Origin of the sequence: Mycetocola sp. (assembly GCF_046716805.1) — a bacterium.
GTDB lineage: Bacteria > Actinomycetota > Actinomycetes > Actinomycetales > Microbacteriaceae > Mycetocola_A.
On the sequence record NZ_JBKJWH010000060.1, the window covers coordinates 1 to 12,856 of the forward strand.

The 12,856-nt window shown below is 63.7% G+C and carries 13 protein-coding genes and 2 pseudogenes; 12 read left to right on the forward strand and 3 right to left on the reverse strand.

Annotated features, from left to right (window positions below; genetic code table 11):
- A pseudogene (locus tag ACLQ62_RS04975) lies at window positions 1–217 on the forward strand (thioredoxin reductase); the annotation flags it as partial.
- A gap of 182 nt (window positions 218–399) precedes the next feature.
- On the opposite strand, the gene ACLQ62_RS04980 reads toward ACLQ62_RS04975, so the two are convergent.
- The 3 genes and pseudogenes from ACLQ62_RS04980 to ACLQ62_RS04990 form a co-directional block, all read right to left on the reverse strand.
- The gene (locus ACLQ62_RS04980; protein ID WP_411720559.1) at window positions 400–1,098 is read right to left on the reverse strand and encodes a DUF4386 domain-containing protein; all 699 of its coding nucleotides are present in this window, start codon (window positions 1,096–1,098) and stop codon (window positions 400–402) included.
- 9 nt (window positions 1,099–1,107) lie between these two features.
- Window positions 1,108–1,359: pseudogene (locus ACLQ62_RS04985) on the reverse strand (class I SAM-dependent methyltransferase); the annotation flags it as partial.
- Window positions 1,360–1,934: 575 nt separating this feature from the next.
- Window positions 1,935–2,648: a TetR/AcrR family transcriptional regulator gene (locus ACLQ62_RS04990; RefSeq protein ID WP_411720560.1), complete on the reverse strand. Its 714-nt coding sequence runs from the start codon at window positions 2,646–2,648 to the stop codon at window positions 1,935–1,937.
- A 415-nt stretch (window positions 2,649–3,063) separates the two neighbouring features.
- Between ACLQ62_RS04990 and ACLQ62_RS04995 the strand changes: the two genes are divergently transcribed.
- The 11 genes from ACLQ62_RS04995 to ACLQ62_RS05045 all read left to right on the forward strand — a co-directional run.
- The gene (locus tag ACLQ62_RS04995; protein WP_411720561.1) at window positions 3,064–3,777 is read left to right on the forward strand and encodes a DUF4386 domain-containing protein; all 714 of its coding nucleotides are present in this window, start codon (window positions 3,064–3,066) and stop codon (window positions 3,775–3,777) included.
- 302 nt (window positions 3,778–4,079) lie between these two features.
- Window positions 4,080–4,280 (forward strand): AsnC family protein, encoded by a 201-nt coding sequence (locus ACLQ62_RS05000; protein WP_411720562.1) that lies wholly within the window; start codon window positions 4,080–4,082, stop codon window positions 4,278–4,280.
- A gap of 319 nt (window positions 4,281–4,599) precedes the next feature.
- Entirely contained in the window at window positions 4,600–4,776 is a 177-nt protein-coding gene (locus ACLQ62_RS05005; RefSeq protein WP_411720563.1) for a hypothetical protein, read from the forward strand.
- 2 nt (window positions 4,777–4,778) lie between these two features.
- A complete protein-coding gene (locus ACLQ62_RS05010; RefSeq protein WP_411720564.1) occupies window positions 4,779–5,633 on the forward strand; it encodes a carbohydrate kinase family protein in 855 nt (284 codons plus the stop codon).
- A 281-nt stretch (window positions 5,634–5,914) separates the two neighbouring features.
- On the forward strand, window positions 5,915–6,706 hold the full coding sequence (locus tag ACLQ62_RS05015; RefSeq protein WP_411720565.1) for an IclR family transcriptional regulator: 792 nt from the start codon (window positions 5,915–5,917) through the stop codon (window positions 6,704–6,706).
- Between the two features lie 133 nt (window positions 6,707–6,839).
- The gene (locus tag ACLQ62_RS05020; protein ID WP_411720566.1) at window positions 6,840–8,120 is read left to right on the forward strand and encodes a cytochrome P450; all 1,281 of its coding nucleotides are present in this window, start codon (window positions 6,840–6,842) and stop codon (window positions 8,118–8,120) included.
- Entirely contained in the window at window positions 8,120–9,205 is a 1,086-nt protein-coding gene (locus tag ACLQ62_RS05025) for a PEP/pyruvate-binding domain-containing protein (protein WP_411720571.1), read from the forward strand. The genes ACLQ62_RS05020 and ACLQ62_RS05025 overlap by 1 nt, the downstream gene beginning before the upstream one ends.
- Window positions 9,206–9,263: 58 nt before the next feature.
- Window positions 9,264–11,135: a PEP-utilizing enzyme gene (locus tag ACLQ62_RS05030; protein ID WP_411720567.1), complete on the forward strand. Its 1,872-nt coding sequence runs from the start codon at window positions 9,264–9,266 to the stop codon at window positions 11,133–11,135.
- Window positions 11,128–11,880: an SDR family NAD(P)-dependent oxidoreductase gene (locus tag ACLQ62_RS05035; protein WP_411720568.1), complete on the forward strand. Its 753-nt coding sequence runs from the start codon at window positions 11,128–11,130 to the stop codon at window positions 11,878–11,880. Before ACLQ62_RS05030 ends, ACLQ62_RS05035 begins: the two co-directional genes overlap by 8 nt.
- A 44-nt stretch (window positions 11,881–11,924) precedes the next feature.
- Window positions 11,925–12,242: a 2Fe-2S iron-sulfur cluster-binding protein gene (locus tag ACLQ62_RS05040; RefSeq protein ID WP_411720569.1), complete on the forward strand. Its 318-nt coding sequence runs from the start codon at window positions 11,925–11,927 to the stop codon at window positions 12,240–12,242.
- A gap of 2 nt (window positions 12,243–12,244) precedes the next feature.
- Window positions 12,245–12,856, forward strand: a 612-nt coding sequence (locus ACLQ62_RS05045) for an NAD(P)/FAD-dependent oxidoreductase (protein WP_411720570.1), incomplete at its 3' end; no start/stop codon positions are given.

The following is a 12,856-nucleotide window of genomic DNA, read 5'->3' on the forward strand; positions in this document are numbered from 1 at the left end:
CCTGCGCACCCTCGGCTGCGACGGAGACCCGGCCACCGGGTTGCTCAGCGTGGACGCAACCGGGCGCACCAGCGTGCCGGGAGTCTGGGCGGCGGGCAACGTCGTCACGCCGAGCGCCCAAGTCATCACCGCCGCCGGTGCGGGAAGCACCAGCGCGATAGCCATCAACGGATGCCTCCTCGAACAAGACGTCGACGCCGCCCCAGCGGCGCACTAAATCGAAAGGCAACAAAATGTCGCAACCCACAGCAGCGTCGGCCAGCAAGGTCAGGCGGCGGACAGAGGGAACCGAAAGTACGACCAGCGCTACGATCACGGCTGCAGCTGACATGACCAACAGGGGCCGCTCTACTCCAAAAGCGGCGCAGGTGATGGCGGCAACGACGTTTCCGAGAGGGATCATGCCGGTAGGCGGCGACCCCTGATGAGGAGCCAGAAGATGAGGACGACTTCGCCTGCGAAGAGGAACTGGGCGAAGATCGCGAAGTCGGGGTCAAAGATGGTGCCGATGCCATCGGCGAGGTAGCTCAGACCGGCGAGGGCGAGCAGGATTCCGAAGACCTTCGCCATGAAGTCGGCGCGGAAGGCGAGATAGCCGACCAGAATCAGTGAGACACCGAACAGCAAGCCTTGGATGATGACCCAGAAGGTGCTGAACGACTCCAGAACGGGCAGGGCGGCCTCGGGGTCGTCCAGCAGCGAGAACCCGATTACGAGCTGGCTGACGCACACTGCCAGTAGCACGCCGTAGATGGCTCGCACCCAGCCCGCTACCGCGGAAAGCCGACGACTCACGGGCCTGAACACCACGTACAAAGCGCCCGCGACGACGATATCGAGCAGAGCGACAATGACGAAGCCCACCACTCCCGACCAGAACAAGACTGGGGAGGCGGAGATGTCCTGGGCCGTTTGAACGGCGTCACCACGAGTGATCAGAGGCGCGATCGCACCGAAGTTGGCGAAGCCAGCGACCCCTGCCATGAGGGCAAGACCAACTCCGGCGACCAGCGCCCCCTTTCGCTGTGGCCACTCGGTGAAGCTTCGCGGGTGCTGACGGACGGTGGCCCGTTGAGAATCGAGTGTTGTCTGGTCCATCGAGTATCCTTACGTAGTAAACTTAGGGTGTAAACTTATGATGTAAGTACAATACGATCCGACGGTCGAGTTGTCAATGGGAGCGAAGCGCCCGGCGTTCGTCAACCCGCGCTCCTTCGCCAATGCGGCCGCCTGTGCCACAATCTCCGTCGACGAATCGAACCCCACCACTCGCCCTGGAGCCACCCGTTCAGCAATGTCCACGGTGATCCTTCCGGGTCCGCAGCCAACGTCGAGCACACTCGCACCGGGAACGAAAGCGTCAGCAAGGTACGACGCGCGGAGTTGTCGACGGGCTCACAATCAATACGCGGTGGCGGTGCGCCAAGGCGTAGGGATTTTGGCCCAAAACTTGCCATCAAAGCTATTTCTGCCAATGCCATGCAGTGCACGGCGTTGGCACAGTGGGGGAATCACAAAGATAGGCTTACTGATGTTTGACGGAGTTGAGGAACTTGACGCTGTTGGACCGTGGGAGGTTCTTGCGTGCTGGAGCCGCGGTTACCCCGACGACGACTCCTCAGTGTCGATCATCTCGGCGGACGGCGATTCCGTCCACGTCGCCCAAAGGTCTCGCTCTGACGCCGTCCCGGTGCTGCTGAACACCATGTTCCCGTGGGCTCAGCCCGCAATCGGCGTGGAACTCCGCGACGAGGTCGGAGAGATGGACGCGGGCAAAATGCTCGGATACCCGCTGAACCGGGTGACTACAGACATGGCTCCACTGCCGGCACAGGTGAGACCCGTGCTTTCCTGCTTCTCAGCATCACCCTCGCACTCGGCGTCGGGATGTTGCCGCGACTCATCCGAAAGGCGCGACACCGTCCGCACCCTCGCTATCGCGCGGACGTCCATCCGCGCCGATGAAGTCGCTCGAATCCGTCCAGAAGCAGATCGAGCGCGAACTCGAACTCGAACTGGTCATCGCAGCCGTGTCCAACAACTGACTTGTCGTCGTGAGGCGTTGCTGTGGCGATGGTCACGATGTTGGGGTAGAGCACTGCCATGTGCGCGAACATCTGCGCCTGGGACTCAGGGGTCGCTACCGGTTGAGCATCTGCCTTCGGGTTGGCTGAACCGTCGAACAGCTCCTGCGTGAATCCCCACATCCGGCCGCCGAGGGCGTGCATGACGTGGTGGGCCAAGTCGGGCGTGAAGCCACCGGCCAGGAAGATTCCAGCGAACGAATCCTGATATTCCAGCACAGCAGGCGTCGGGTTACTCCGTGACTCGATTGCCTGGCGTGCCCAGCGGTGGCGTCGAAACGCACTTCTCGCGGACAACACACGGCCCCGGATGGCGTCCCGCCAGCCGGCGTCGAGAACCGGAGGATCGATCTCTCGGATGATCGCCTCGACCATTCCGTCGAGAAGGTCTTCTTTGTCGGCAACGTGCTTATACAGCGCCATGGGCACGACATCAAGCTCCTGCGCGAGTCGGCGCATGCTCAACGCATCGATGCCGATTTCGTCAGCGAGGGTGACCGCCGCCTCGAGCACTCGCTCGCGGTTCAACCGCACGCGCCTTGGGACTTCCGCTTGCTGGCTCATACTTACTGCCTTCCCATGCCGGAGAACTTCACGCCTTGACAAGTGTACGTGGTACACCCTACACTTCCGACTTCACCGGGACCGCCGCCCGATCCGGATTCTGGTGCTGGGTCCCGTTTTCCACCCTGCCGGCTGTTTCGCCCCAAACGGCCCCTCACCAACGCCAGCACCCGGCCGACTTGTCGAGGACATCCTGTTCTCGCTGAACCAGGACCGTGGAATCCGCCGGCACGCAACTCGAGAACGGGGTCAGCGACGGAAGGATCCGCCCTCGCCACCGCCCGCTTCGACGAAATTCGACAGTCGAAGAAATCGACGCTATCGCAACTGAACGATCACTTGACAGGAGTACGGCGTACACCTTACGCTTCAAGCAAGGTGTACGACGTATACCTCTACCCGAAAGTGAACCATTATGAACCTGCACAGATCTACCGCCGTCACCGCGGGAGTCTTTTTCCTGCTCACCGAGGTGGGCGCAATCGTGGGAGTCGCGCTCTACAGCCCGATCCTGAACGGCGCCGACTACATCACCGGCGCCGGCGCGGACGGCTCCATCCTGCTCGGCCTGCTCTTCGAACTGCTCCTGGTGATCGCCGCCGTCGGTACCGCCGTCACGCTATACCCGATCCTGAAGCGGCAGAACGGAGGGCTAGCACTGGCGTTCGTCGCCGCTCGCGTGCTCGAGGCAGCGGCCATCCTCATTGGAACTCTCAGCCTCCTGACGATCGTCACGCTCCGCCAGCAGTTTGAGGGAAGCACAGGCGACGCGGCCACGCTCTCCACCATCGGCTCCACGCTGAGCGCCCTGCGCAACTGGGCCTACCTGCTCGGAACGAACTTCGCCCTCGGTGCCGCCTCGCTGCTCCTTGCCTGGCTGATGTACTCGTCCCGCCTGGTGCCCCGTGGCATCGCCATCCTCGGGCTTGTCGGTGGGACGCTGATCAGCCTCTCCGCGATCGCCGTGATGCTCGGCCTCTATGGGCAGTTCTCCACCCTCGGCCTCGTCGTCGCTCTCCCGGTGTTCGCGTGGGAGTTGGCTCTCACCGCGTGGCTGATCGCCAAGGGGTTCCGCCCGGTGAGCATCCTCACCACCCCCGCCGCTCCTCTCGCCGCAGCCTCGCGATGAGGGCAGGGAATGCAGTCAACAATTGTTGACGATTCGGGTCTCGCCATCTAGAGTTCACCTGAGATACCGTCAACAAGTGTTGACGTACATCCATCGTGATGACGAAGTGGACCTTGAGGATTCAGCCGGTTTGGACGCCCCATGCCTGCATGGGTGGGTGAAGCCGTCGCGCCCGCGGGAAGCATCCGCGCCAGCATAAGCACAATGAATAACATGTTCGGGCGCGGAGCGTAGCGCGGAGCTCAAGGCTCTTGTCTCCACCTCTATTCGTCAACTAGTTTTGACGAATAGAGACGGAGAGGATGAAGGCACTCGTTGGATCAATGGACGGCAAGGGACCAGCTGAAGCCTTGCGCGTCGTTGCTGAGCTTCATCAGGAGGTAGCTCGTACGGAGGCAGGCCTCGTTCGCAGCGCTCGCCAGGCCGGGCTATCTTGGGAGGCCATCGCCCAGGGGCTCGGCGTGACCAAGCAGGCAGTCCACCGGAAGTACGGCAGGCGATAGCGCGAAGCCTGCACGCGCTCCAGGCCCTGCTTCCGGGCTTGAGACTGCGGACCAGGCGACCAGAGCCCACCCGATTCACCGCTATCTCCCGTCGTATGGATCCTTCTCATCTCCCAATGGACACCGCTCGTACTGAGCAAATCCCACTGTTCTTGGGGTCGAGATTCGGGGTTCAGCATCCTCACGATGATTCTCCGCTAGCCCGCGCTGCAATGCGGCAACTCCGTCTCTGCGACAAGGCTGCGCTATCACGGAGGATGGCGTCGATGTGTTGCGTCAGCCGAATCAGAACGCCCTAACATGCGAAAGAAGAAGACCCATGACGTTTCCCGAAGCCACTCAACCGGCCTCCCGTGAGGATGCCGACTTCGCTGGCACCCCCATTCACTCGAAGTTGTGGTGGGCGCCGGTTGGCACCCTGATCCGCCCCCGTCCCATTGCTCTTTCGTCTCTCTTCCCAGGCAGCGCCGCCCTGCTCACCGGACGCCGGTCGTAGTCATGCGGGATCACATCCTCGTGTCCGGACCGGCATCCTGGAACACCCTCGTCTACCTTGACCAGTTGCCAGAGCCACGACCTCACATGCAGTTCGCGATTGAGAATTTTGAGACGGTTGGCGGCACATCTGCCGGGAAGGCTCTACACCTTGCCGGGCTGGGTCGCCAGGTCACCTGTTGCACGGTGCTGGGCGACGATGCCGATTCAGCCAGGCTTCGCTCCGCGCTCGAATTGACCGGCATTGAGCTGGTGGCGTCGACGGTTCCCGGGCCAAGTGAACGGCATCTGAACCTCATGACGCGAGCCGGAGAACGAGTGTCGCTTTACCTGTCGACACCGGCATTCCGAGCGCCGGACGTCGACCAGTTTCGGATGCTGAGCGACGGCGCCGCAGCGCTCGTCATGGATCTCTCGGAAACGTCGCGAACACTTCTTCCTGAGGCGGTAGATTCGGGCATCCCAATCTGGACCGATATTCACGACTACAACGGCCAGTCCAAGTTCCACGAGCCGTTCATCCAAGCGGCGTCCTATATCTTCATGAACGCCGATGGCATGACCGAACCACTGTCGTTCATGCGCGCCCGGGTGGAGGCGGGCGCGCAGACCGTCGTTTGCACTCTTGGTGCTGACGGCGCCGTAGCGTACGACGTTGACGGACTTCACCGCGTGGCTGCTGTGCCAGCTACGGTCAGGGACACGAACGGCGCCGGCGACGCCTTTCTCGCCGGGTTCCTTGACGCCACCCTCTCGGGCGCTTCGACGGATGGAGCTCTTCGGTCGGCTGCCTCGCAAGCGGTAGTTGCACTCGAAACGAAGCACCTCCATCCCTGCTTGGAGGTACTCCTCCCATAGCCAAGCGCACTGCCGCGGAGCTGTCCCTTCATGCCGGCCCGAGATAACGGTCTGCTTGGAGGCATCGCAGCACTCACCGTGTCGGAAGTACGGGATGCCGGCCCGACACCGCCCGAGAGAGCAAAACCCACCGCACACAGAACAATCCGCCGCGCACGAAAACGGCTCAACCGGCGCTCGGACCGCCTCGATAACACCCAACCGAAGGATTCCGAGCCCGAAGCGCCCTGGCCGCTAGGCTCATGCTCGTCGACATGCGGCACGGCGGATGAGGAGAAGCCATGGCTGGCGGTAATCGGGTCGAGCGTCGTACGGTGACCACAAAGGTCCTCGCGATACTCGAAGCGTTCGAAAAATCACGTGGCTCTCTTACTCTCACGGAGATCGCCGAGGTCACGGGTCTGCCGCTTAGCACCGCGCACCGCCTGGTCACCGAACTCACGAACTGGGGCCTCCTGTTCCGCGGCGCCCAGGGACGCTACCAACTCGGCATCCGACTGTGGGAACTTGCTCAGAACGCGTGGCGGCCGCTGCGGGAAACGGCACGTCCGTTCATTCAGGATTTGTTCTCGCTGACAGGTGAGACCGCCCACCTTGCCGTCCGAGAAGGCAACGAGGTGCTTTACATTGACCGTGTGTACGGGTCCAAGCGAGTACCTCGGGCGTCACGGGTCGGCGGCAGACTCCCAATGCACGCCACTGCTGTGGGCAAGGCGATCCTCGCCTTTGAGGAGAGCTGGGTGCGAAGCGCCTACCTCGACCGCCAGCTCGAACATCGGACCCCGCATACGCATGTCAATCCGCGCCTGCTCGCCGAAGAACTCGCGCAGATTCGGGAGCAAGGGTATGCGACGACGCTGGAGGAGGTCCGGTTGGGATCCTGTTCGATTGCCGTCCCGATCTTCCACGGCCGTCAGGTCGGCGCGGGTCTTGGTCTCGTCATGCTCTCCAGCCAGGCCTCGACCATGATCCGCCATCTGCCGACCCTGAAGGGCGTGGCCGGGCAGATCGAGATCTCAACGGCACACATCCCGCTCGAGGGGTTTCGGGGGGTTAGTGGGGCGACCGAATAACGGGCGGCAGCTGAATCAACTCACTTCCGCTGGACGGAAATACGGCACATCATCGGACACCCGGTAGGCAAGACTGTGGACATCACCCTGCAAAAGGATCCACAGGAGTGGGAATCAGAACATAGGAGTTCAGATGTCGACGTCAACAGATACTGCGGGCCGCTGTCCTGTGGCTCACGGCGCCGGAGCGCCTGCCGGATACCACGGCTACGAACCGTTCCAGCTGAAGGACCCGTTCCCCGCCTACGCCGAGTTGCGAGCCGAGCAACCGGTCATGTATGACGAGCGAATCAACCTCTACGTCGTTTCGCGTTACGAGGACATCAAGGCGGTGTTCGAGAACTGGGAAACCTTCTCGAGCGAGAACGCCCAGGCGCCGGTGCGCGAGCGCGGCGCTGCAGCGAAGCAGATCATGGAGGAGGGCGGATTCACCGCATACTCCGGTCTCTCGGCACGACGCCCGCCCGAGCACACGCGCATCCGCGCAGTCGTGCAGAAGGCCTTCACTCCCCGCCGCTACAAGGCCCTGGAGCCGGCGATCCGTCAGGAAGTGATCGGGCTCACCGAGAAGATGCTCGCTCAGCCCACTCACGAGGGCGATCTGTTCCGCGATATCGCCTACGACGTGCCCACGATCACGATCCTCTCGCTCATCGGCGCAGACACGTCACAGGTCGACACCTTCAAACGGTGGAGCGACTCCCGGGCCGCCATGACCTGGGGTGATCTCAGCGATGAGGAGCAGATCCCACACGCGCACAACCTGGTGGAGTACTGGCAAGAGTGCCTGCGCCTCGTGCGCGTCGCACACGAGGATGGCGGCGACAATCTCACCGCCGACCTGGTGCGCGCGCAGGCCGAGGGCGCCGACATCTCTGACCACGAGATCGCCTCCGTCGTCTACAGCCTGCTGTTCGCTGGCCACGAGACCACCACGACTCTCATCGCCAACTCGCTGCGCGTGCTGCTGGCCCACCAGGAACAGTGGCAGCAGCTGGTCGAGGAACCCGCGCGCATCCCCGCCGCCGTCGACGAAGTGCTGCGCTACTCCGGCTCGATCGTCGCCTGGCGCCGCAAGGCGCTCAAGGATACGGAAATCGCTGGCGTGCAGATCCCGGAGGGCGCTGAATTGCTGCTGCTGATGGGCTCGGCCAACCGCGACGCCGGAAAGTTCGATGACGGTGAGGCGTTCGACATCTCCCGACCCAACGCCCGCGAGCACCTGTCATTCGGCTTCGGCATTCATTACTGCCTGGGCAACATGCTGGCCAAGCTGCAGGCGAAGATCGTCCTCGAGGAAGTCACACGGCTGGCACCGAACCTGAGGCTGAACGACCCCGAGCAGATCACCTTCCGCGAGAACATCTCGTTCCGCGTGCCAGAAGCGGTGCCCGTGAGCTGGGAGACCGCGTGATGCACAGCACCGAGTTCGTCCAGTTCTTCGACGGCGGAATCGAGCCGCAACTCGAGCAGCTCGGCGGCAAGGGCGCGTCCCTGGTCACCATGACCGCCGCCGGGATGCCGGTTCCCCCCGGGTTCATCGTGACGACCGCCCAGTTCGACGCCTTCATGCACACCGCGGGCATCACCGAGAAGATCGAGCGGCTGCTCGGCGACCTCGACCCCGAAGACATCGCCCACGTCGACCGCGTGTCCGCCGACATCCGCGACTCGATCTGCTCCTGCCCGGTGCCAGGAGAGTTGCGGGCGCAAACCATCGGCGCCTACGACGCACTGCAGGCCCGCTTCGACAGCCCGGTGCCCGTTGCGGTTCGCTCCAGCGCCACCGCCGAAGACCTGCCCGACGCCTCGTTCGCCGGACAGCAGGACACGTACCTGTGGCTGACCGGCATCGCCGCGGTGACCGAGCACATCCGCAAGTGCTGGGCGTCGCTGTACACCTCTCGCGCCATCATTTACCGCCTGCGCAACAACATCCCGGCCGAAGGCCTGTCGATGGCGGTCGTCGTGCAAAAGATGGTCAACGCCCAGGTATCGGGAGTCGCGATGACCCTCGACCCCACCAACGGCGACCGCTCCAAGATCACCATCGACGCGTCCTACGGCGTCGGCGAACTGGTCGTCTCCGGGCTGGTCACGCCAGACAACATTCTGCTCGACAAGGTCACCCTCGCCCTGATCACCGAGCACCTCGGCGACAAGCACATCGAGCTGATCCCGGATGCCGCGGCAGGAGCCCTGATCGAGCACGAGGTCGAACCCGCCCGTCGCGCGGTCCGCAGCCTCACCGACGACCAATTGCTCGCGGTCGCCCGCATGGCCAAGCGCGCCGAGAAGCATTACGGCAGCCCGCAGGACATCGAATGGGCGCTGGACGCCGACCTGCCCGACGGCGACAATTTGCTGCTGCTGCAGTCCCGCCCCGAAACCGTGCACTCCAGCAAGCCAGCCACCCAGCCGGTGCCGACCGCGCAGCCGAGCACCGGGGGCTACACCTTCGGCAGCATCACCTCGTCGCTGCTCAAACCGACCCACTGACGTTCCACCCTCTGCTCCATTCACGGCTCACCGTCGAGCCACACCCGAAAGGATCGCAATGCCAAAGTCCTTCCCGAAACCCTCCGACCTGCCGGTACCAGCCGGCGCCGAAGGGTGGGAACAGCTCTATCCGTATTATCTGACCTTCCAGGACAAGCTGAAGGAGCAGGAGGACGCCAAGTTCTGGTTCTGCGACAGCCAGCACTGGCCGACCGTATTCAAGCCGTTCGAGACAATCGGAGGTGAGTTCGCGGTCAAGTGTCTCGGTCAGTACAACGCCCGCCACCTGATGATCCCGAATGCCAACGGCATCGAGTTCCGCGTGCACCTCGGCTACCTCTACATGTCACCGATCCCGGTTCCGGAAGACCAGATCGCCGCCCGCGTACCGCTGTTCGAAGCACGAATCGGTCACTACTTCCAGAACTGGGAGACCTTGCTCGATCAGTGGCGCGTCAAGGTACGCGGCACGATCGACGAGATGGAGAAGATCTCGTTCACAAAGCTGCCCGACATTGTGCCCATGGAGGACATCGTTTCGGGCAAGGCTCAGGACGGCTCCGAAGTGCTGCTGGACAGCTACGACAAGCTGATCCAGCTGGCCTACCAGAACTGGCAGTACCATTTCGAGTTCCTCAACCTGGGCTACATCGCTTACCTCGACTTCTTCAACTTCTGCAAAGAGGTGTTCCCGAACATCCCCGACCAGTCCATCGCGACCATGGTGCAGGGCGTCGACATGGAGCTCTTCAAGCCGGATGACGAACTGAAGAAGCTTGCCGCGCTGGCGGTGGAGCTCGGACTGCAGGGCGAGTTCGGCACCACCGACGACGTCGAAGCGACCCTTGCCACCATCGCCGCTGCCCCCGGCGGTGAGCGCTGGATCGCGCAGTACGAGGCGGCGCAGGACCCCTGGTTCAACTTCACCGTCGGCAACGGCTTCTACGGCCACGACAAGTACTGGAACGAGCACCAGGAAATCCCACTCGGCTACATCGCCGACTACATCCGGCGCCTCGAAGATGGGCAGTCCATCATGCGCCCGGTCGCCGAACTGATCGCGGAGCGCGACCGGATCGTCGAGGAATACCGCGATCTGCTCGACGGAGAAACCCAGGCCACATTCGACGCCAAGCGCGGCCTGGCCGCAACGGCCTACCCGTATGTGGAGAATCACAACTTCTACATCGAGCACTGGACTATGGGCATCTTCTGGCGCAAGATCCGCGAGCTGTCGCGGATGATGCACGCCGAAGGCTTCTGGAACGAACCAGACGACCTGCTGTACCTGGGCCGCAATGAAGTGCGCGACGCACTCTTCGACCTGATCACCGGATGGGGTGTCGGCGCCGAGCCGATCGGTCCGACCTACTGGCCCGACGAGATCGAGCGGCGCCGCAAGATCGTGGACGCGTTGAAGACGGCCCGTCCGGCTCCGGCGCTGAACACCCCGCCGTCCGTGATCACCGAACCGTTCACCCGGATGCTCTGGGGCATCACCACCGAGCAGGTGCAGTCGTGGCTGGGCGAGGGCGAGGAAGTCGAGGGCGGCGGCCTGCGGGGTATGGCGGCATCGCCCGGCGTTGTCGAGGGACTGGCGCGCGTCATCACCGACGCGGATCAGCTCTCCGAGGTGCAGCAGGGCGACATCCTCGTCGCCACGGTCACCTCTCCCTCATGGGGCCCGATCTTCGGCAAGCTCAAGGCCACCGTCACCGACATCGGCGGCATGATGAGCCACGCCGCGATCGTCTGCCGCGAGTACGGCCTGCCGGCCGTGACCGGCACCGGATCGGCATCCACCACAATCAAGACCGGCCAGCGCCTGCGCGTGGACGGCACGAAGGGCACGGTGCAGATTTTGGACGACGCGGATGCCGGGGATCTTCTCGTTTCGGGTCCGGGAGCACACAGCCACAGCCATGCCTGATTCCGCTCCTCGCACCATCCTGATCACCGGCGCGGCCGGCGGACTTGGTCGAGCGTTCGCGCTCGGCTTCGCCGGCCGTGGTTACCGGGTGGCGGTGGCCGACGTGAACCTGGCCGGCGCCGAAGAAACGGCCAGTCTGGTTCGGGAGGCCGGGGCAGATGCCGCGGCCTTCCGGGCCGACGTCACCAGCGTCGAATCCACCGAGGAACTCGCCTCGAACGTGGCCGAGTTCGGCGATGGTCGTATCGACGTCGTGCTCAACAACGCAGCTGTGTACGCCACCGTCACGCGCAGCCCGTTCGAGGACATCGACCCGGCCGAATGGGACCTGGTGATGAACGTGAACCTGAAGGGTCCGTGGCTCGTCACCCGTGCGGCGAGCCCGTTCCTGCCGGCCGGCGGTCGAGTCATCAACATCTCGAGCGCCACCGTGTACAGCGGATCCGAACAGTGGCTCCACTACGTGGCATCCAAGGGAGGTGTGGTCGCGCTCACCCGGGTCCTGGCCAAGGAGCTGGGGCGACGCGGAATCACGGTCAACGTGATCGCCCCGGGCTTCACCCTCACCGAAGCCAGCTATGGGCTGATCGACAATGCCGCCGAGTACGGCGTCGACCGCGGCGCGATCAAGCGGGCCAGCCAGCCCGAAGACATCGTCGGAGCCGCGGTTTTCCTCGCCGGCCCGGACAGCGCCTACTTCACCGGTCAAACCATGGTCGTCGACGGCGGCCGCCAGTTCATCTAGCAGCACCAGTACCACTAAGCACCAGCACCACTGAAGGAGTACTCATGCCAACGGTCCATTTCACCGACGCGGACGGCACCGTCCGCGATATCGACGGCAACGCCGGCGACTCGGTCATGGAAACAGCGGTCCGCAACGGCGTGCCCGGGATCGTCGCCGAGTGCGGCGGGTCACTGTCCTGCGCCACCTGCCACGTCTTCGTGCGGGAGGACTGCCTCGACGTGCTCCCCCCGATGAGCGACATGGAAGACGAGATGCTGTATGGCACGGCTGTCGACCGGCAGGACAACTCCCGGCTGTCGTGCCAGCTCAAGCTCACCGACGACGAGATATTCGTCACAACCCCGAGCACGCAGGTGTGAGGATGAACACCACCGAAACCCTGCAGCCCACAGGCCAGCTTGGCACAGACGCCCCTCCCGCTACCCGAACCGGGCTGCTCATCATCGGCGCCAGCCAGGCCGGCGTTCAACTCGCGGTGTCACTGCGGGCGCTCGGCTTCGAGGAGCACATCACCCTGCTCGGCGACGAAGACCACCGGCCGTATCAACGGCCGGCGCTCTCGAAGGAGTTCCTGCAGGGGACGATGGAGAGCGAGTCGCTCATCTTCCGTTCGAACGACTACTGGGCCGAGCACAACGTGAGCCTTGTCAAAGGGGAACGGATCGTGCGGATCGACAAGGATGCCGACGGCTCCGGCATCGCACACGCGGCATCCGGCGCATCCTTCCCGTTCACCCGGCTGGCCCTCACTGTGGGCGCCCGCGCCCGCCGCATGGACGTGGAGGGTGCGAATCTCGGCCGCGTGCTGTACCTGCGCAACGCAGATGACGCACTGGAGCTGAAGGCCCGAATCGGCGACGTACAGGACGTCGTGATCATCGGCGGCGGGTTCATCGGGCTCGAGGCCGCATCGAGCCTGCAGAAGCTCGGCAAGAACGTGACAGTGCTGGAGCACGGTCCGCGTCTGGTGGGC